The 16867-nt window shown below is 50.0% G+C and carries 30 protein-coding genes, 1 tRNA gene and 1 pseudogene; all 32 read left to right on the top strand.

Translation table 11 applies throughout. The features are described from left to right. The first annotated feature begins 2 nt into the window (after positions 1-2). Complete coding sequence (locus QXT02_RS01570; protein WP_342811564.1) at positions 3-1013, top strand: 50S ribosomal protein L3; 1011 nt, start codon at positions 3-5, stop codon at positions 1011-1013. Between the two features lie 2 nt (positions 1014-1015). Next, complete coding sequence (rpl4p, locus tag QXT02_RS01565) at positions 1016-1798, top strand: 50S ribosomal protein L4 (protein ID WP_342811563.1); 783 nt, start codon at positions 1016-1018, stop codon at positions 1796-1798. Further along, positions 1795-2058, top strand: a complete 264-nt coding sequence (locus QXT02_RS01560) for a 50S ribosomal protein L23 (protein ID WP_342811562.1) — start codon at positions 1795-1797, stop codon at positions 2056-2058. Before rpl4p ends, QXT02_RS01560 begins: the two co-directional genes overlap by 4 nt. Then, a complete protein-coding gene (locus tag QXT02_RS01555; RefSeq protein WP_342811561.1) occupies positions 2058-2765 on the top strand; it encodes a 50S ribosomal protein L2 in 708 nt (235 codons plus the stop codon). The genes QXT02_RS01560 and QXT02_RS01555 overlap by 1 nt, the downstream gene beginning before the upstream one ends. A gap of 4 nt (positions 2766-2769) precedes the next feature. Beyond that, a complete protein-coding gene (locus tag QXT02_RS01550; protein ID WP_342811560.1) occupies positions 2770-3165 on the top strand; it encodes a 30S ribosomal protein S19 in 396 nt (131 codons plus the stop codon). Further along, positions 3165-3614 (top strand): 50S ribosomal protein L22, encoded by a 450-nt coding sequence (locus QXT02_RS01545; RefSeq protein ID WP_342811559.1) that lies wholly within the window; start codon positions 3165-3167, stop codon positions 3612-3614. Before QXT02_RS01550 ends, QXT02_RS01545 begins: the two co-directional genes overlap by 1 nt. Positions 3615-3618: 4 nt before the next feature. After that, positions 3619-4314: a 30S ribosomal protein S3 gene (locus QXT02_RS01540; RefSeq protein ID WP_342811558.1), complete on the top strand. Its 696-nt coding sequence runs from the start codon at positions 3619-3621 to the stop codon at positions 4312-4314. Beyond that, positions 4295-4504 carry a 50S ribosomal protein L29 gene (gene rpmC, locus QXT02_RS01535; protein WP_342811557.1) on the top strand — a complete coding sequence of 70 codons (210 nt, stop codon included), beginning with the start codon at positions 4295-4297 and terminating at the stop codon, positions 4502-4504. Before QXT02_RS01540 ends, rpmC begins: the two co-directional genes overlap by 20 nt. 3 nt (positions 4505-4507) lie before the next feature. Further along, a complete protein-coding gene (locus tag QXT02_RS01530) occupies positions 4508-4816 on the top strand; it encodes a translation initiation factor (protein ID WP_342811589.1) in 309 nt (102 codons plus the stop codon). 8 nt (positions 4817-4824) lie between these two features. Next, positions 4825-5097 (top strand): ribonuclease P protein component 1, encoded by a 273-nt coding sequence (gene rnp1 / locus QXT02_RS01525; RefSeq protein ID WP_342811556.1) that lies wholly within the window; start codon positions 4825-4827, stop codon positions 5095-5097. A gap of 5 nt (positions 5098-5102) precedes the next feature. After that, positions 5103-5417, top strand: a complete 315-nt coding sequence (locus tag QXT02_RS01520; RefSeq protein WP_404980407.1) for a 30S ribosomal protein S17 — start codon at positions 5103-5105, stop codon at positions 5415-5417. Between the two features lie 4 nt (positions 5418-5421). Further along, positions 5422-5847: a 50S ribosomal protein L14 gene (locus tag QXT02_RS01515; RefSeq protein WP_342811554.1), complete on the top strand. Its 426-nt coding sequence runs from the start codon at positions 5422-5424 to the stop codon at positions 5845-5847. Between the two features lie 3 nt (positions 5848-5850). Then, entirely contained in the window at positions 5851-6213 is a 363-nt protein-coding gene (gene rplX / locus QXT02_RS01510) for a 50S ribosomal protein L24 (protein WP_342811553.1), read from the top strand. Beyond that, on the top strand, positions 6206-6934 hold the full coding sequence (locus QXT02_RS01505) for a 30S ribosomal protein S4e (protein WP_342811552.1): 729 nt from the start codon (positions 6206-6208) through the stop codon (positions 6932-6934). Before rplX ends, QXT02_RS01505 begins: the two co-directional genes overlap by 8 nt. After that, positions 6931-7440: a 50S ribosomal protein L5 gene (locus QXT02_RS01500; RefSeq protein WP_342811551.1), complete on the top strand. Its 510-nt coding sequence runs from the start codon at positions 6931-6933 to the stop codon at positions 7438-7440. Before QXT02_RS01505 ends, QXT02_RS01500 begins: the two co-directional genes overlap by 4 nt. Next, positions 7437-7583: a 30S ribosomal protein S14 gene (locus QXT02_RS01495; protein WP_342811550.1), complete on the top strand. Its 147-nt coding sequence runs from the start codon at positions 7437-7439 to the stop codon at positions 7581-7583. The genes QXT02_RS01500 and QXT02_RS01495 overlap by 4 nt, the downstream gene beginning before the upstream one ends. A gap of 9 nt (positions 7584-7592) precedes the next feature. Then, entirely contained in the window at positions 7593-7982 is a 390-nt protein-coding gene (locus tag QXT02_RS01490; protein WP_342811549.1) for a 30S ribosomal protein S8, read from the top strand. Between the two features lie 65 nt (positions 7983-8047). After that, positions 8048-8584, top strand: coding sequence for a 50S ribosomal protein L6 (locus tag QXT02_RS01485; protein ID WP_404980405.1), 537 nt, complete (start codon positions 8048-8050; stop codon positions 8582-8584). A gap of 5 nt (positions 8585-8589) precedes the next feature. Next, on the top strand, positions 8590-8973 hold the full coding sequence (locus QXT02_RS01480) for a 50S ribosomal protein L32e (RefSeq protein WP_342811547.1): 384 nt from the start codon (positions 8590-8592) through the stop codon (positions 8971-8973). After that, positions 8939-9385 carry a 50S ribosomal protein L19e gene (locus tag QXT02_RS01475; protein WP_342811546.1) on the top strand — a complete coding sequence of 149 codons (447 nt, stop codon included), beginning with the start codon at positions 8939-8941 and terminating at the stop codon, positions 9383-9385. The genes QXT02_RS01480 and QXT02_RS01475 overlap by 35 nt, the downstream gene beginning before the upstream one ends. A 6-nt stretch (positions 9386-9391) precedes the next feature. Next, complete coding sequence (locus tag QXT02_RS01470) at positions 9392-9988, top strand: 50S ribosomal protein L18 (RefSeq protein WP_342811545.1); 597 nt, start codon at positions 9392-9394, stop codon at positions 9986-9988. 1 nt (position 9989) lies between these two features. Continuing rightward, on the top strand, positions 9990-10667 hold the full coding sequence (locus QXT02_RS01465) for a 30S ribosomal protein S5 (RefSeq protein ID WP_342811544.1): 678 nt from the start codon (positions 9990-9992) through the stop codon (positions 10665-10667). Further along, complete coding sequence (locus tag QXT02_RS01460; protein WP_342811543.1) at positions 10660-11124, top strand: 50S ribosomal protein L30; 465 nt, start codon at positions 10660-10662, stop codon at positions 11122-11124. The genes QXT02_RS01465 and QXT02_RS01460 overlap by 8 nt, the downstream gene beginning before the upstream one ends. A 5-nt stretch (positions 11125-11129) precedes the next feature. Further along, positions 11130-11570 (top strand): uL15 family ribosomal protein, encoded by a 441-nt coding sequence (locus QXT02_RS01455; RefSeq protein WP_342811542.1) that lies wholly within the window; start codon positions 11130-11132, stop codon positions 11568-11570. Between the two features lie 5 nt (positions 11571-11575). Beyond that, positions 11576-13045: a preprotein translocase subunit SecY gene (secY, locus tag QXT02_RS01450; RefSeq protein ID WP_342811541.1), complete on the top strand. Its 1470-nt coding sequence runs from the start codon at positions 11576-11578 to the stop codon at positions 13043-13045. A 206-nt stretch (positions 13046-13251) separates the two neighbouring features. Further along, the gene (locus tag QXT02_RS01445) at positions 13252-14070 is read left to right on the top strand and encodes an EMC3/TMCO1 family protein (protein ID WP_342811540.1); all 819 of its coding nucleotides are present in this window, start codon (positions 13252-13254) and stop codon (positions 14068-14070) included. Further along, positions 14071-14337 (top strand): 50S ribosomal protein L34e, encoded by a 267-nt coding sequence (locus QXT02_RS01440; protein ID WP_342811539.1) that lies wholly within the window; start codon positions 14071-14073, stop codon positions 14335-14337. A 4-nt stretch (positions 14338-14341) separates the two neighbouring features. Beyond that, on the top strand, positions 14342-14881 hold the full coding sequence (gene cmk / locus QXT02_RS01435; RefSeq protein WP_342811538.1) for a (d)CMP kinase: 540 nt from the start codon (positions 14342-14344) through the stop codon (positions 14879-14881). A gap of 8 nt (positions 14882-14889) precedes the next feature. Beyond that, positions 14890-15117, top strand: coding sequence for a 50S ribosomal protein L14e (locus QXT02_RS01430; RefSeq protein WP_342811537.1), 228 nt, complete (start codon positions 14890-14892; stop codon positions 15115-15117). Between the two features lie 9 nt (positions 15118-15126). Then, positions 15127-16110: an RNA-guided pseudouridylation complex pseudouridine synthase subunit Cbf5 gene (locus tag QXT02_RS01425; protein ID WP_342811536.1), complete on the top strand. Its 984-nt coding sequence runs from the start codon at positions 15127-15129 to the stop codon at positions 16108-16110. Between the two features lie 75 nt (positions 16111-16185). After that, a tRNA-Ser gene (locus QXT02_RS01420) sits at positions 16186-16286 on the top strand. A gap of 121 nt (positions 16287-16407) precedes the next feature. Continuing rightward, positions 16408-16848 (top strand): annotated as a pseudogene (locus QXT02_RS01415) (30S ribosomal protein S13); the annotation flags it as partial. Positions 16849-16867: the final 19 nt, after the last annotated feature.

The following is a 16867-nucleotide window of genomic DNA, read 5'->3' as shown; positions in this document are numbered from 1 at the left end:
AAATGGGAAAGCGGGCACATCATCCTAGACGGGGATCATTGGCCTATATGCCAAGGGTAAGGGCCAAGAGCCCCGTGGCTCATGTGAGGGCTTGGCCAGCGGAAGCTAGGTTGGGTTTACAGGGATTTGCAGGTTATAAGGCCGGGATGGTAAGCCTCTTCATGATCGATGATCACAAGGGGTCCATGACTAAGGGACAGGAGATTTGTGTTCCGGCCACCGTGATCGAGGCACCGCCGATGATTGTCTGTGCGATTAGGCTCTATCGAGAAGGCTCTAAGGGACTAAAGGCTGTGGATGAAGTCTGGTCAGGTGAGGTTCCTAAGGACCTCTATCGCCTGATTCGAAAGCCCAAAAAATACGATGTTCAAAAAGACCTTGCAGAGGCCGAGGCATTGGTTAAGGCTGGTAAAGTTAATGAGATCCGCGTTTTAGCCTGTACCCAACCCAGAGTCACCGGTGTGCCAAAGAAAAAGCCGGATTTAGTGGAGATCCGTGTCAGCGGCAGCTCCATTGAGGAGCGCTGGAACTATGCCAAGGGTTTACTGGGCAAACAGGTTCGCCCGACGGATGTTTTTAAGGAGGGCGAGTTCGTCGATGTTCTGGCGATCACAAAGGGCAAAGGGTTCCAAGGTCCGGTTAAAAGATGGGGCGTCAAGATTTTGCCACGAAAGAGCGAGGAGGGACGAAGACAGGTCGGTACCCTCGGCCCATGGTCTCCGCCCAGAATTCTGTGGACAGTTCCAGCGGCAGGCCAGATGGGATACCACCAGCGCACCGAGTTCAACAAGAGAATTTTGAAGATAGGAAACGATGGTAAGGAGGTCACGCCGAGTGGGGGCTTCCTCCGTTATGGACCGATCAGAGGAGATTATATCGTCCTTGCCGGTTCGGTTCCTGGACCTACCAAACGATTAATTCAATTGAGACGCCCGATAAGATTACATCATAAAGTCGCGACTACGGTGCCCTCTATTACCTATATAAGCACCGCTTCCCAACAGGGGGCGTGATTATGAAGGTTCCTGTTTTTTCCCTTGATGCTAAGCCAGTAGAGGAAATAGAACTTCCGGAAATCTTTGAGACTGAGATCCGGCCAGACGTGATAAGACGGGCCGTGCTGGCTGCACAGTCGGCCAGAATTCAACCGTGGGGATCGGATCCTATGGCGGGGAAGAGAACATCGGCCGAAACATGGGGGAAGGGATTTGGTGTTTCTAGAATTAGAAGAGTCAAAGGCACCAAGCATCCAGCAGCAGGAATGGGTGCTTTTGCGCCACATGCGGTCGGCGGTAGGAGAGCTCATCCTCCTAAGGTCGAGAAGATAATTTTAGAGAGAATAAATAAAAAGGAACGACGGTTGGCCATAAGATCAGCTATTGCCGCGTTAAAGGATAAGAAATTAGCCGCTGCAAGGGGCCATTTGATTGAAAATGTTCCAGCACTTCCTATTGTCGTTACCGATGAGATAGAAAGTCTGAGAAAAACTGCAGATATAAGGGCAACTTTGGTGAAGTTAGGGTTGGATAAGGAGCTAGAAAGAACCTCTAAGGGAATACGCATCCGAGCAGGCGTTGGTAAGATGAGAGGCCGGAGGTATAAGAAAGCAGTCGGACCTTTAATAGTGATAGCTCAAGACAAAGGGATAAAGTTGGGGGCCAGAAATCTCCCTGGGGTGAGCGTGGCCAAAGTCAACGAACTGAATGCCGAGGTTCTAGCACCGGGAGGGGTACCGGGCAGAGTATCTGTTTGGAGTACCTCTGCCATTCAGAAACTTGCGGAGGGATTGTACTCATGAAAGATCCGCACTCAGTAATTCTCTATCCCCTCGCCACCGAGAAATCGGTGAAAATGATGGAGTCCGAAAATAAGTTGATTTTCGTAGTTGATAATGCCGCAAGCAAGGCAGATATCAAAAGAGCTGTAGAGACGCTTTTTGAAGTCAAAGTGAAAAAAGTATCAACCGAAATAACCCCTGACGGGAAAAAGCGTGCTTATGTAAAGCTAGCTCCTGAGTTTATGGCTGATGAAATAGCAGCTAAGCTGGGGATGATCTGATGGGTAAGCGCTTAAGAGCACAAAGGATAGGCGACGGTTCTCCGACCTACCGGGCAAAGAGTTGGAGGAGGCTGGGAAAGATAGAGCTACCTTCTCCACAGAAAACAGGCGAAGCAGTGGTAGTGGATATACTTCACGATCGTGGCAGAAATGCGCCTGTAGCGATGATTAGATGTGAGGATGGGCAAGAACATCTGATGCTGGCTCCCGAAGGACTCAAAGTTGGTGACCGAATTATGATCGGAACTGCTGGTGAAGCAAAGCCGGGAAATGTTCTAACTTTATCTGAAATACCAGAAGGCACGCCTGTCTTCAATATAGAGACCAAACCAGGAGATGGTGGAAAATTAGTAAGGGCGGCAGGTTCTTACGCGGTGGTGATCGGACACGAGGGAGATCGTGTTAGCGTTCAACTTCCCTCGGGGGAGATAAAGGAAATGGATCCTAGGTGTCGTGCAACGGTGGGAGTGGTGGCGGGCGGAGGACGCTTGGAAAAACCGTTAGTTAAAGCAGGCAAACGGCATCACATCATGATCGCAAAGGGCAAGCATTATCCACGGACTCGTGCGGTGGCTATGAACGTGGTAGATCACCCCTTCGGTGGTGGAAGGGGTAAAAATGCCGGAAGACCGAAAACGGTGGCACGTGGAGCTCCGCCTGGTCAGAAAGTAGGGTTAATAGCGGCTAGGAGAACAGGCAAGAGGTGAGGGCATGCCGAAGAAATTCACTTATCGTGGTTATACGTTAGAAGAACTCCAGAAGTTACCTTTAGATGATTTTGCCATGCTTTTACCGTCTCGTCAGCGGAGATCATTGTTGAGAGGGTTCACACCGAAACAGAAAAAATTAATAGAAAAAATCAGGAAAGCTAGGGCTTCAGGTAATGATGCCCCCATCAGGACACACTGTCGAGATATGGTGATAATTCCGGAGATGGTAGGGCTAAAGTTTGCAGTTCATAATGGTAAGGAGTTTTTAGTAGTAGAAATTAAGCCGGAGATGATTGGCCACCGTCTTGGGGAATTTGCGCTAACGAGAAAGAGAGTCATTCATGGAACTCCTGGTATCGGCGCTACCAGAAGCTCCATGTACGTCCCGCTGAAGTGATGGTAATGCCTAAGTTCGGTTACTCTGCTGAAATTGAGGAACCAGTGGCAAGGGCTTTGGGTAAGGAGAGGAGGATCTCTCCCAAGCAGGCCATGGAGGTCTGCAGAGCTATAAGGGGGATGAGTCTGAGCGCCGCCAAAGAATATCTTGAAGCCGTTCAGCAGAAGAAAAAAGCAGTGCCTATTTTGCGGCACAGAAAAAAGGTTGCCCATCGTGGTCCCAAGGGCAGCGGTCAGTATCCGGTGAAAGCGGCGAGAGAGATCCTGAAGGTGCTGAAGAACGCGGAGGCCAACGCGATTTACAAGGGACTGGATGTGGAAAAACTTAAAGTGGTTCACGCCGCTGCCTACAAGGGGACAGCTATTCCCGGTTTCTTGCCGCGTGCTTTTGGCCGCTCATCACCGGCGATATCACCACTGACAAACATTGAAATAATTCTGAAAGGGTGAGGAAATGCCAGTAGAAAAACACTTCATCAAGCAGGGAATCAAACGAGTTCAGCTAGAAACCTATCTTCAGAACGAGCTTTCGAAGGCCGGATACGGCGGCGTGGATATAAAAAGAGTTCTCACGGGTACCAGAGTTACTATTTATGTAGAGAGGCCGGGAATGGTGATCGGCAAGAAGGGTAAGAGCATCAAGCAGCTGACCGACGATTTGGAACAAAAGTTCGGCCTCGAAAAACCACAGGTTGAGGTTGTGGAAATACCTAAGCCAGAGCTGTCGGGACCGATTATGGCCAAGCACATCGCCTTCGCTTTGGAGCGTGGCTTGAGCGTTCGTAGAGTCGGTCAGAGCATGGTTAGGACGATAATGGGAGCTGGAGCCAGAGGAGTGGAGATAGTGATTTCCGGCAGGATTGCCGGAGAGCGGTCGAGGAGCATGCGATTTTATGAGGGATATTTGAGCAAGGCTGGAGAGCCGGCTCAGAAACTGGTCAGCCACGGAAAAGCGGTGGCAAAATTGAAGCCCGGCATCGTGGGTATAAAGGTGAGCATAATGCCCCCGGATGTCCCCTTGCCGGGAGAGATAAAGATCGCGGAAGAAACGACCGGGACCGAAAAACAGCCAGCTGGTGAAAAGGTCGAGGAAACTAAGGTCAAGAAGGCCCCTGAGGAGGGTGTTGGCGATGGCGACGCTCAGGCCTGAGGAAATAAGGTCAATGAATTTTGATGAGATGGTGCAGAAATTGAAGGAGCTGAGATCAGAGCTGGCCAGAGCTAGGGCTACAGCGGCTGCGGGCGGCTCGCTGGAAAATCCGGCGAAAATCCGGGAACTCAAGCGGGCGATAGCCAGAATACTCACTATTATAAGGGAAAAACAGCGAGGAGGTGGATGAGCACTGCAAGAGATATGTAAAGTTTGTGGTCTGCCCAAGGAACTCTGCGTCTGCGAAGAGATAGCTCGAGAGCAGCAACGGATAAACGTATATGTCATCAAGCGAAAGTTCGGCAAGGTCGTCACGGTCATAGAAGGTCTCGATGACAAACAAGTCAGCATCAAAGACCTGACTAAGAAACTGAAATCCGAGCTTGCCTGCGGTGGAACTTGGAAGGATGGGCGCATAGAGCTACAGGGGCACCACGAACAGCGAGTAAAGGAAGTGCTCGTGAGTCTTGGGTTCACCCCCGAGATGATAAACATGAGATAGGTGGCGTTATGCCGTTGACTAAAAGAAACATATTGCAGCACGAGCTTATTGGGCTCGAGGCGCAGGTCGTGAGCAGTTCTGATCCTAATCTTTTGGGCGTCTACGGCAAGATTCTGGATGAAACACGGGATATGCTGGTGATTGAACACATGTCAGCCGCGAAAATAGTGCCAAAATCTGGCTCATCATTCGAGATAAAACTGCCTGATGGTCAGACTGTGGTAATAGAAGGTAGGAGGCTGGTCGGGCGGCCCGAGGAAAGAGTTAGGCGGAAGAGGTGATACTGATGGTTGGAATGGGAATTGAACCACCCAAGGAGAAGTGTTCTGACCCTAAGTGTCCTTTTCATGGCAAACTTTCGGTCAGAGGAAAGGCACTGGAGGGAATCGTCGTCAGCGATAAGATGACCCGGACGGTTACGGTTGAGCTTGAACGCATGCATAGAATAGCTAAGTATGAAAGATATGAAAGGAGGACCTCAAAATATCATGCCCACAATCCACCTTGCATCTCAGCGAAGTTGGGGGACAGGGTAAAGATAATGGAGTGCAGAAGACTAAGTAAGACGAAGGCCTTTGTGGTCGTTCAGAAGTTAGGGTGATGTCATGGGAAAGAAGGGAGCGGGAACAGCAATAGGCGTGAGCGCGGTTACTCCGGTTCGCGTGCTTCCAGTTGGGGCTAGACTGGTAGTCACCGACAACACTGGGGCTCGGGAGATCCAGATAGTAAGTGTCATGGGGTACAAGGGAAGGCGCCGGGCGATGGGTAAAGCCGGCGTAGGTGATAGGATAGTGGCCTCGGTGAAAAGAGGCACGCCGGAACTCAGAAAGCAATTGGTCCAAGCGGTGGTGGTGCGGCAGAGAAAGGAGTACCGGCGTCTTGATGGTATGCGGGTAATGTTTGAGGACAACGCTGCAGTCTTGATAACTCCCGAGGCTGCACCCAGAGGGTCGGAGATTAAAGGGCCGATTGCTAGAGAAGCTGCCGAGAGATGGCCGAAAGTAGCAGGAATAGCCTCAATAGTGGTGTGAGCTATGGTGTCGCGTCAGCCGAGAAAGCAACGAGCGAGGCTTTACTCAACACCGGTACACAGGAGGAACAAGTTGATGTCTGCGAGGCTCAGCAAAGAATTGCGTGAAAAATATAAAATCAAATCACTTCCGGTGAGAAAGGGTGACCGGGTGAAGATTTTGCGAGGGGATTTTAAGAAACTGGAAGGGGAGGTCTTAGAGGTAAACCCCAAAAAGCAGACGATTACTGTGCAGGGAGCTACCATAACTAAGAGCGATGGCTCGCAGGTCAACCGACCAATCCACCCCTCCAACGTTATGCTGTTGAAACTAGTTGAGGATAAAGAACGCATAGGAAAGTTAACGGGGAGGTCAGAGAGTGGCTAAAAAAGGCAGCAGCAGGCACTTAAAGCGTTACGCGGCACCGCGGTCATTGAAGTTGCCTCGTAAGTCTGTGGTCTGGACGATGAAGCCATCTCCCGGACCGCATCCGGCGGATAGAGCGATACCACTTCGAATTTTATTGCGGGATTATCTCTCGATAGCTAGAACCGCGCGGGAGGCCGACGGGGTGATAAATAGGGGAGAAGTATTTGTCGATGGAAAGGTCAGGCGTTCTCCTGATTTTCCCGTTGGTTTTATGGATGTAGTTAGATTGCCAGCACTTGACACCAACTACAGGATTTTGCTCGATCATTTGGGCCGGCTGGTGCCCGTTAAAACGCTTTCATCCGAGGCCTCGTTTAAATTATGTAAAATCATCAGAAAGCAATATGTGAGGGGTAAAAAGATACAGCTCACCCTCCATGATGGCAGAAATGTGGTGGGAGATTTCTTGGATTATAAACCAGGGGACGTTGTGAAAATATCATTGCCGGAGCAGAGTATTTTAGAACGGCTTCCTTTTGAAGTTGGCAGCATTGCGATGGTTACTGCTGGTAGCAACGTGGGCAGGGTTGGCAAAATTACTGAAATAAAGACAATCATCGGAACTCAGCCGAATATAGTTACTCTGGAAGATGGTGGTTTGACCTTCCAAGCTCCAGAGCACTACATTTTTGTGTTGGGCAAGGAAAAGCCCGCTATTAGTTTGCAGGTGAGTGGATGAACCCAATGCGACAGATCCGCGTGGAAAAGGTAGTGTTGAACATCGGTGTCGGCGAGGGCGGTGATAGGCTTGCCAAGGCAGAAAAGGTGCTGGAGATGATTGCAGGCCAAAGGCCGGCGAGGACCCACGCTAGGAAGTCGGTGCGGGATTGGAGGATAAAGAAGGGGGAGCCAATAGGCTGTAAGGTTACTCTGCGTGGAGAGAGAGCCATTAAGGTATTAAAAAAGCTCCTCGAAGCGGTGGACAATAAGATTAAGGCAACTTCATTTGATGAGAACGGTAATGTTTCCTTCGGCATCAAGGAGCACATCGATATTCCAGGGATTTCATACGACCCTGAGATCGGAATGTTTGGCATGGACGTTTCGATAGCTCTGGAACGACCGGGATACCGGATAAAAAGGAGAAACCTACTTCGGAGACCCGTTCCAAGAGGTCACCGAGTCACCAGGGAGGAAGCGATAAATTTCATGATTACCAATTTTGGGGTTGAGGTGTTACAATGACGAAGAAAAAGTTTGGAAAGGGAGCTCACAGGTGTATGCACTGCGGTAGCTATGGTCATGTTTATCAACAACATGGGCTAAGGCTCTGCCGGAGATGCTTCAGGGAGCTGGCTCCTAAGATCGGTTTTACCAAATACAGCTGAGGCATGTTTATGTTGTTGGATCCATTAGCTAATGCCCTTTCAAAGGTCAACAATTATGAGCGGGCTAGAAAGAAAGAGGTTGTCATTGCCCCAGCTTCCAAACTGATCCGGGAGGTCTTCCAGATAATGCAGGATGAGGGTTATATCGGCGCCTTTGAGTTCATCGATGATGGAAAGTCTGGAAAGTTTAGGGTTGAGTTGAAAGGGAAGATTAATAGGTGCGGGGCGATAAAGCCGAGGTTCGCGACAAAGGTGACCGAGTACGAGAAGTGGGAAAAGCGCTATCTTTTAGCCGCCGGTTTTGGGCTGCTTATTGTTTCAACACCAAAGGGAGTGATGGCCCATACCAAGGCGAAGGAGCTGGGTTTGGGCGGAAGGCTGATTGCCTACGTTTATTGATCCCGCAGGGCCGACCTCACGCTTTTAATGGAGAAAAACGGAGAGTAGACGGGACAAAAAAAGGGTTGAGTATGTCGCGGATAATGGAAGAGAAAATAGAATTACCAGATGGCGTGGAAGTCAAGGTCGAGGGCAAGAGAGTCGAGGTGAGCGGGAAAAAGGGAGCTCTCTCACGTGAATTTGATTTTCCAGGCCTAGAGATAAAGATTCAGGGCCGCGTTATCATCGGGACGATCTCCTCTTTGCGCCGCAGGGACAAGGCCGCGCTTGGAGTTTTTAAAGCACATTTAATGAACATGATCAAAGGGGTCACCGAAGGTTTTGTCTATAAACTTCGCACCGTATATTCACATTTTCCAATTACGGTGAAGGTCGAGGGAAAACGCGTGACTATTCATAACTTTTTGGGTGAGAAATCGCCTCGGGTCGCGGAGATAGTCGGCGACGTCTCGGTGGAGGTCAATGGTGATGAAATTATCGTCAGGGGGATAAACAAAGATGATGTAGGACAAACAGCTTTTAACATCGAGCAGGCAACTTCTGTGAAGTACAGGGATCGCAGGATTTTCCAAGACGGTTGTTACATCGTTGAAAGGTCGTGATTTCGATGGAGAAGAAACGACTACCAAAGTTCAGACGTCAGGAATGGTTCAGGTTCAAGAGGCTTGGGGAGAAATGGCGTAAGCCCAGAGGACGGGACAGTAAGCTTCGCCTTAGGGTTAGCGGTAAGGGGCACCTAGTTTCTATTGGTTATCGGGTTCCTAAGACAGTTAGGGATCTTCATCCCTCTGGCTTTACTGAGGTGCTGGTAAAGAACTTATCCGATCTTGAGAAAATTGACGCGGCCAGACAGGCGATCAGAATAGCTGCAAATGTGGGAAGGAAAAAAAGGGAACAGATCTTGAAAAGAGCTGAAGAGCTGAAGATAAAGGTGCTTAATCTGGGGGTGAGGAAGGATGAAGCTGGACATGAAGAAAAGACTGGCAGCTGATATCCTCAAGGTTGGTGTGAACAGGGTCTGGATAGATCCTAGTCGCATAGCGGATGTTTCTGCCGCCATCACTCGTGATGATATTAAACGGCTTATCAAACAGGGCGCTATCAGGGCAAAGCCAGAGACGGGGATCAGCCGGGGCAGGCTGAGGACGAGGAGGTTAAAGCGCAGGGCAGGCAGACGCCGCGGGATGGGGTCAAGGAAGGGTGCAAGCGGCGCGAGGGCGCCCAGAAAGGCCAACTGGGTAAAGACGGTTCGGCCTTTACGGGTTAGGCTGAGGGAACTGAGAAAGGAAGGTTTGATTGACCACGGAGAATATCGGAAGCTCTACAGGATGGTAAAAGGCGGCTATTTCCGGAGCAAGGCGCACTTGAATCTTTACCTGAAGGAAAGAGGTATCTTGAAGTGATTTAAAATGAAGACATCTGGTCCACGGTTCAAGGTTGAGTTCAGGCGAAAGAGGGAGGGAAGGACGGATTACAGGTACAGGCTCAAGCTGTTGAGGTCCAGAAAGCTGAGGCTAGTCGTCAGAGTTTCGCTGAGGCATATTTCAGCCCAGATTATGAAATTTTCCCCCACCGGAGATTTGGTCTTGGTCTCCGCTCATTCTAAACAGCTGGAGAAGTTTGGCTGGAAGGACGGGACATCCAACCTACCAGCAGCTTACCTTGTTGGTTTACTTTGCGGATATCGCGCCGTAAAAGCTGGGGTGAAGGAAGCGGTACTTGATATTGGTATGAGACACCCCACCAAGGGTGCTAAAGTTTTCGCCGTGCTGAAGGGAGCCTTGGACGCAGGTCTGCAGATACCACATCAAGAAGAGATTTTACCGTCGGATGAAAGGATAAGCGGCGAAGATATATCGGCGTATGCGGAGAGTTTGAAAAAAGAGGATGAAAGAACATACATGGCGAGGTTCTCAAGTTATTTATCAAAGGGGTTGCTTCCTGAACAAATACCTGATCACTTTAATTCAGTAAAGCAAGAGATAGTCAGGCAGTTCGGTGGTTAAGATGAGAAGACAAAGAGCAGAGGAATTTAACATCGAGCATTGGCAGCCGCGCACCAGCTTGGGCAGACAGGTCAAGGAGGGAAAAATCACCGATATTTCGCAGATACTGCGGGCTGGAAAGCCGATCAAGGAAAGCGAAATAGTTGACGCCTTAGTCCCGAACATCCAAGAGGAGATTCTCGAAGTTACGCTGGTTCAAAGAATGCACAAGTCAGGTCGCAGGGTGAAATACAGGGTAGTGGCCGTGGTCGGGAACAGGGATGGCATCGTTGGAGTTGGTCACGCCAGCGCTAGGGACATAGGTTCCTCCATTAAAAAAGCCGTTAACGTGGCAAAGTTAAATGTCATTGAAGTGGCTAGGGGCTGTGGTAGCTGGGAGTGCGGTTGCGGGCGAAGTCACTCCGTTCCATTTGAAGTTTCCGGGAAGAGCGGCAGCGTCAAAGTTTTTATAAAGCCGGCACCGCGTGGGCTCGGGCTGGCGTCAGCTGAGATTCCAAAAACCATTCTTCGCATGGCAGGAATACTTGATGCTTGGACGAGGACCGAGGGGGAGACACGCACGACGCTCAATCTCTCAATGGCGGTGATGGAGGCTTTGAAGCAAACGACCAAAGTGGTCATGAGCGACCGATACCGAGAGCGCGTGGTTCTAGGCAAGGCGGGTGTCGTGAGTGGCTAAACTTGCGGTGATCAAGATCAGGAGCGATATCAACGCTAGACGGGAGGTCAAGGATACATTAAAGATGTTGGGACTGACTCGGGTCAATCATTGCGTCCTAGTTGATGATAATGAATCTATCTTAGGGATGGTAAGAAAAGTTAAGGACTATGTTACGTGGGGTGAAGTAAGAGCCGATGTTGTAGAACAATTGTTGGCAAAGAGAGGCAGGCTCATCGGCAACAAGAAATTGACCGATGAGGTGATTAAGAACAGACTAAACTTTCAGAGCTTGGCGGATCTGGCGGCGGCGATTACAAACGGTAGCGTGAAATTGGATGAGATTGGCATCAAAAAGGTTTTCAGACTCCACCCGCCTTCAGGGGGTTACAAATCGACTAAACGCCCGGTGAGGGACCTCGGAGATTTGGGCTACCGCGGTGAAAAGATTAACGAGTTGATTATGCGGATGATGTGAGATCTATGACCGTTCGCAGGGGTAGAAAGGTTAGAAAACAGCGAGGTAGGCGCACCTATGGCCGTGGATGCTCTAAGAGAGGAAGGGGTAGTGGCGAGCGTGGCGGCACGGGAATGAGCGGTGGACACAAACACAAGTGGTCGTACATCATTAGATACATGCCTGATTATTTCGGCAAACACGGCTTCACACGACCGGAGGCTGTGCGTCGGGGGGTAACCGCCATCAACGTCGGTGAAATCGACGAAAATTTGGATAGGTTAGTTGGGATGGGAGTGGCCAAGAAGGAGGGGGATAGATTTCTGGTGGATTTGAACAAGCTCGGAGTCGACAAGGTCCTAGGCGGTGGCCGCGTGACTCGTCCGCTTGAGGTTGTGGCAAAATCATTTGTTGAATCGGCTAAACGAAAGCTTGAGGAAGCTGGTGGCAAGGCTATCGCTGGGTGAAAGCGATGGATGGGGAAATGGAGAAGCCGCGCTCGAAGCTTTATGCATTAGATTCAATTGTTCGTCGTTTGCCCGAAGTTGCAGTTCCCAAAAGAAGGGTTCCTTTTAAGGAGAGGTTCATCTGGACTGGAGTGGCCCTGATTGTTTTCTTCTTGATGTCTCAGATTCCGCTCTACGGCATAGCCCAGCGGGAGCCGTTCGTGGACACTAACGGTAACGGAGTCTTTGACTTTATTGATGCCAATGGTAACGGGGTGATGGACCCTGGTGAAACCGCTTTAGAACCTTATACTGATTTGAATCATAACGGCGTCTGGGATGCCGGGGCCCAAAATTTCTTCGGTCAGCTTAGATACGTTCTGGCAAGTCATGCCGGCAGTTTGATGGAGTTAGGTATTGGCCCAATTGTTACGGCGGGAATAGTAATGCAGCTCTTGGTGGGCAGCAAGATAATAGGTTTAAATTTGTCGGAGAGTGAAGACCGTGCCCTCTTCACCGGGATTCAGAAATTTTTAGCAATCATTATGGCTGTTTTTGAGGGCGCGATGCTGGTACTGGCAGGTAACTATGGCAAGAGTGTGGGGTTGTTGAGCCCAGCGGGAATTCTGCTTGTTCTGCAACTAACCCTAGGGGCCATCGTGGTGATCTATCTGGATGAAGTGGTCTCAAAATACGGCTTCGGTAGCGGGGTCAGTTTGTTTATAGCTGGCGGTGTTGCCATGACGGTGGTCTGGGAGGCCCTAAACCCAGCCACCGGCGTCATCCCTAATTTGATAGGCACGGTACTCAGCAGCGGTGATGTCATCAGTGAGTTCTTCAGACCCCATTTGCCTAATATGATGGGACTGATAGCGACAATTCTTATATTTTTCATAGTAGTTTATGCCGAAAGCATGAGAATAGAGATTCCGCTGGCATACGGTCGGTTTGGCGGGGTCAGGGGACGCTACCCGATAAGGTTCCTCTACACTTCAAATATTCCGGTCATCTTGGCCATGACGGTTTTTGCCAATCTGAAGATATTTGCCGCCCTTCTTCATGCGCCGTGGCTTTCCTACTTCACAGATGCCCCAAATGGACTGGCCCAAGTAGCCGCCGATCCAATTCGGGCCGTCATCTATATGGCGATATTAGTTCTCGCCAGCATGGGCTTCGCTTACCTCTGGGTGCACATGACTGGGATGGGCCCAGGAGATGTGGCGAGACAACTGGATGAGTCCGGCATGTTGATTCCAGGATTTAGGCGTGATGTGAGAGTCATGGAGTGGGTACTGAGTCGTTACATCATAACCGCGGCTCTACTCGGTGGTGCCTTTGTAGGGTTCCTCTCGGCCGGGGCGGACTTTTTGGGCGCACTAGGTAGCGGGACAGGCATCCTGTTGACTGTTGGTATCATGTACAGCTTGTATCAGGAGATAGCCAAAGAACAAGTGGCGGAAATGTTCCCAGCCGTTAGGAAACTCTTTGGCGAGTGAGAACACGATCGAGTTGCAGAAAGACTGGTCAGTGAGGCAACTATGCATAGTTTGAGCAAGCTAGTTGGGCTATCGAAACGCCAGCAGCCGGATTGCGATGTTGGGATTTTCTGTCCACCAGTTTCAGGGCTTCGGTTTGTTTTCAGAATATTGATAAAGGGTTTAAAAAGCAGTGGATAATATAGTCTCAGCGCTAAGGTGAATTTATGCCAAGAAAGATGCCGATTCTGCTGGCTCTGGTGCTGACATCTGCTATAATTCTTTCAGGATTAGCTCGGGCCCAAGGGCAAGGAAATAGCGACGATCTTTTCAGCATCATTAATAACTTAGACACCTCAGCGGCATCCTTGCGCCGGGGCGACAGCGACTCGGCCAAAAGCCATCTTGCGCAGGCCTATGAGGGCTATCTGTTTAGTTTCAGCTCCAGCGTGGCGGGAGCAGATTCCTCCCTTGACGAGCAAATTAAGGTCAAGTTCGCAGCAGTTTCTCAGACACCAACTGAAACCGATATCCTCTCTTTGCGATCAGATATCTCCAGAGCGGCTTCGCTGGTGGGGGTTCATCTGTCGCCAATTTTTGAATATTCTCTCTTTATAATTCTGGGCATCAGTGTTGTGGCATCATTTATTGTGAATATAATAACTAAGAAAATGGTGAACTGGGAGTTGGTGAAGCAGAACAAAGAGAAAATAGCTGCTTTCCAGAAGGAATACCGTGAGGCGATGAAGAAGAGGGACATGAAACTGGTGCACAAACTTCAATTGCAGCAGCCCGAGATAAACAAGCTGATGATGCAGAACACGTCGCAAACCTTGAAGCCGTCCATCATCTATATGATCCCGCTTTTTATCCTGTGGATCACGCTGAGCGGTTACTTTAAAGGATGGGTGGTGGCTTGGTTGCCGTTTATCAGAATAGACCTTCCCTTTATTGGCCCGCTGGTCGTTTTCGGGGTGGGTTGGTGGTATTTCATTACCTACCTCGGATTTTCCCAGATATTTAGAAAAATTATGATAGGTGATTAGTTGCCCGCGCGGAGACACAGATCTAATACCTACAAAAAGAGACAGGTTCGCACACCAGGAGGAAGAGTGTCGAAACACTACCGGGAGAAGAGAAAAGCCGCCGCAAAATGCGCTTCCTGTGGCCGACCACTTAGTGGCGTACCTAGGATACAGGGGGGCATACTGAGGAGTCTTCCTCGCAGTCTGAGGATGCCGAACCGGGCCTTCGGCGGTTATCTATGTGTTGCCTGTTCCCGAAGAGCACTGATAGAAAAAGCTAGGACCTGAGAGTATGGTAGCCGTTGCCATCAGCGGCCTACACGGTGCCGGGAAATCAACAACGGCTAAAGCTCTGGCAAAGAGGTTTCGAAGCCTGCGATATCTCTGCGCCGGAGATATCTTCAGAGAGCTGATCAAGGAAAAGGGCATGACCTTGAAAGAAGGTCAGAGGTATGCTGAGCGTCACCCTTCTATTGACCAAATGATCGACAGGAAGATTGCCGATGCTGCAAGAGGTGGCAAGGTTCTGATAGATGCAAGGTTGGCCGGGTGGATGGCTAAAAAAGCGGACCTCAAAATATTCCTCACAGCCCCGATAAAAGTGAGGGTGAAAAGGATTGCTCAAAGAGAAGGACGAAGATATCGCGATGTTTACGATGAGACGGTCAAAAGGGAAAAAAGTGAGGCAAAAAGATTTAAAAAACTGTACAACATTGATATTAACGATTATTCAATTTTTGACATCGTGGTGAACACGGAGAGGTTGTCGATCGCGGAGACGACCAAGATACTTGCCGCGGCAATTGAGGCGGTCATGAAGAGGAGGCGTTAGAAGTGGTGATGGAAGTAGGACGGGTCTGTGTAAAGATTGCAGGTCACGAAGCTGGAAGGCTTTGCGTGATCGTGGAGAAGCTGGACGATACCTTTGTCGTGGTGACTGGTGCGGGAGTCAAGCGCAGGCGTTGTAACCTTGCTCATCTTGAACCCACCGATAAAAAGCTTGAGATTCAAAAGGGTGCCTCCGACGAAGAGGTAAAGCGGGCCTTGGAGGCGGCAGGGTTATCTTAGGTGTTCCACTTGGGAAAGTTGCTTGGAGATATCAAACGTGAGACACTCGTCAAGGCTCATGACACTACCGATCCGGAGTACGGTTGTGACCCGTTCAAGAGGCCGATTCAGGAGCACATCAGGTTGGGCATGATTAATCTAGATAAGCCAAGGGGACCTACCTCCCACGAGGTCGTGGCTTGGGTCAAGCTCTTGCTCCATCTGCAGAGAGCAGGCCACGGTGGAACTCTAGATCCAGGAGTTAGCGGGGTCCTACCGGTGGCTTTAGAGGATGCCACTAAGGTGACTCGGACGCTGTTGCTTTCAGGGAAAGAATACGTGGGAGTAATGCACCTTCATGATGAAGTGCCGCAACACCGGCTAGAGCAGGTTTTGTTGGATTTTCAGGGAGAGATATATCAACGTCCACCCATGCGAGCAGCGGTTAAGCGGCAACTTCGCGTCAGAAATGTCTATTATATTGAGCTTCTTGAGCGAGATGGTAGGGAGGTTCTTATGCGAGTGGGCTGCGAAGCTGGGACATATATGCGTAAGCTGATGTCAGACATAGGGGAGGCTTTGGGATGCGGAGCACACATGAGTGAGCTGAGACGAACTAGGACAGGTCCTTTCATGGAGAAGGATTCAATTAAGTTACATGATCTTTCTGATGCCTACGCGTTCTGGCAGGAGGAGGGCCGGGAGGAGCCCTTACGCAGTGCGATATTGCCCGTGGAAATTTCAGTGCAGCATTTGCCGAAGATAGTGGTGCGGGACGGAGCTGTCGACGCCATATGTCATGGGGCCAGTTTAGCAGCGCCAGGAGTAATTTCAGTGGAGACAGGAATATCGGCTGGAGATCTGGTCGCTATTTTGACCTTAAAAGGAGAACTAATAGGTCTGGCGCACGCGACGATGGGGTCAAAGGAAATTTACGAGACCGATCACGGAATTGTGGCTAAACCTGAAAGAATAGTGATGAGTCCCGGGACCTATCCTAAAAAGTGGAAATGAGTTCTCCCCATCTGTTGCCATTATTGAAGACGTGGTTGAATGACATTTAAAGCCAAAAACACATTTTCATTGGGTGCCGGGGTAGCGTAGCCAGGTAACGCGCGAGCCTGGAGCCGATGATGGATAGCTCGTGGTCCTCACGGGCCGCAGGGGTTCAAATCCCCTCCCCGGCGCCAAACCCAAACCTAAGGCTTTTAACCAAAAGTTGACTATAGTAACTGAACAGCTAAAAACTGCTGTTATCAATAATTAAATAGGCAGTTGTGCGAAAGGTCTATGGCAAAAGGCGTGGGAAAAATGCCTGAGTTCAAGCACATAGTGCGGATGGCAGGGAAGGACCTGTCTGGCGAAAAAAAGGTCCAGCTGGCGCTGACCGACATCAAGGGCGTCAGCTTTGCCTATGCTAGAGCAGCAGCGCTAGTGGCAGGCATTGACCCGTCGATGAAGCTTGGTGATCTTACCAAAGACCAAGTGGAGCAGCTGGAGAGTATCATCAAGAACCCCACCCAGTACGGTTTTCCCAGTTGGATGCTAAACAGAAGAAAGGATTATGATACAGGCAAGGATATCCACCTGATCGGTCCGGATTTTGACATGGCCGTTCGTTCAGATATAGGTAGGGAGCGTCGCATCCGTAGCCGGCGCGGAATAAGGCATGAGCTCGGTTTACCTGTCCGGGGCCAGCGTACGAGAACCACCGGTAGGAAAGGTCTGACAGTAGGAGTAAAGAGAAAGGAAGCTAGGATGCGGGAGGAAG

This window comes from Hadarchaeum sp. (SeqCode) (assembly GCF_038871235.1).
In the GTDB taxonomy this organism is placed as follows: domain Archaea; phylum Hadarchaeota; class Hadarchaeia; order Hadarchaeales; family Hadarchaeaceae; genus Hadarchaeum.
The sequence above is the reverse complement of the archived record's forward strand: the minus strand, read 5'-3'. Positions and strand labels throughout refer to the sequence as shown.

Bases quoted from the DNA above. Each gene is read 5' to 3' on its own strand.
- QXT02_RS01570 (WP_342811564.1), top strand. From the start codon at position 3: ATGGGAAAGCGGGCACATCATCCTAGACGGGGATCATTGGCCTATATG.
- rpl4p (WP_342811563.1), top strand. From the start codon at position 1,016: ATGAAGGTTCCTGTTTTTTCCCTTGATGCTAAGCCAGTAGAGGAAATA.
- QXT02_RS01560 (WP_342811562.1), top strand. From the start codon at position 1,795: ATGAAAGATCCGCACTCAGTAATTCTCTATCCCCTCGCCACCGAGAAA.
- QXT02_RS01555 (WP_342811561.1), top strand. From the start codon at position 2,058: ATGGGTAAGCGCTTAAGAGCACAAAGGATAGGCGACGGTTCTCCGACC.
- QXT02_RS01550 (WP_342811560.1), top strand. From the start codon at position 2,770: ATGCCGAAGAAATTCACTTATCGTGGTTATACGTTAGAAGAACTCCAG.
- QXT02_RS01545 (WP_342811559.1), top strand. From the start codon at position 3,165: ATGGTAATGCCTAAGTTCGGTTACTCTGCTGAAATTGAGGAACCAGTG.
- QXT02_RS01540 (WP_342811558.1), top strand. From the start codon at position 3,619: ATGCCAGTAGAAAAACACTTCATCAAGCAGGGAATCAAACGAGTTCAG.
- rpmC (WP_342811557.1), top strand. From the start codon at position 4,295: ATGGCGACGCTCAGGCCTGAGGAAATAAGGTCAATGAATTTTGATGAG.
- rnp1 (WP_342811556.1), top strand. From the start codon at position 4,825: ATGCCGTTGACTAAAAGAAACATATTGCAGCACGAGCTTATTGGGCTC.
- QXT02_RS01520 (WP_404980407.1), top strand. From the start codon at position 5,103: ATGGTTGGAATGGGAATTGAACCACCCAAGGAGAAGTGTTCTGACCCT.
- QXT02_RS01515 (WP_342811554.1), top strand. From the start codon at position 5,422: ATGGGAAAGAAGGGAGCGGGAACAGCAATAGGCGTGAGCGCGGTTACT.
- rplX (WP_342811553.1), top strand. From the start codon at position 5,851: ATGGTGTCGCGTCAGCCGAGAAAGCAACGAGCGAGGCTTTACTCAACA.
- QXT02_RS01500 (WP_342811551.1), top strand. From the start codon at position 6,931: ATGAACCCAATGCGACAGATCCGCGTGGAAAAGGTAGTGTTGAACATC.
- QXT02_RS01495 (WP_342811550.1), top strand. From the start codon at position 7,437: ATGACGAAGAAAAAGTTTGGAAAGGGAGCTCACAGGTGTATGCACTGC.
- QXT02_RS01490 (WP_342811549.1), top strand. From the start codon at position 7,593: ATGTTGTTGGATCCATTAGCTAATGCCCTTTCAAAGGTCAACAATTAT.
- QXT02_RS01480 (WP_342811547.1), top strand. From the start codon at position 8,590: ATGGAGAAGAAACGACTACCAAAGTTCAGACGTCAGGAATGGTTCAGG.
- QXT02_RS01475 (WP_342811546.1), top strand. From the start codon at position 8,939: ATGAAGCTGGACATGAAGAAAAGACTGGCAGCTGATATCCTCAAGGTT.
- QXT02_RS01470 (WP_342811545.1), top strand. From the start codon at position 9,392: ATGAAGACATCTGGTCCACGGTTCAAGGTTGAGTTCAGGCGAAAGAGG.
- QXT02_RS01465 (WP_342811544.1), top strand. From the start codon at position 9,990: ATGAGAAGACAAAGAGCAGAGGAATTTAACATCGAGCATTGGCAGCCG.
- QXT02_RS01455 (WP_342811542.1), top strand. From the start codon at position 11,130: ATGACCGTTCGCAGGGGTAGAAAGGTTAGAAAACAGCGAGGTAGGCGC.
- secY (WP_342811541.1), top strand. From the start codon at position 11,576: ATGGATGGGGAAATGGAGAAGCCGCGCTCGAAGCTTTATGCATTAGAT.
- QXT02_RS01445 (WP_342811540.1), top strand. From the start codon at position 13,252: ATGCCAAGAAAGATGCCGATTCTGCTGGCTCTGGTGCTGACATCTGCT.
- cmk (WP_342811538.1), top strand. From the start codon at position 14,342: ATGGTAGCCGTTGCCATCAGCGGCCTACACGGTGCCGGGAAATCAACA.
- QXT02_RS01430 (WP_342811537.1), top strand. From the start codon at position 14,890: ATGGAAGTAGGACGGGTCTGTGTAAAGATTGCAGGTCACGAAGCTGGA.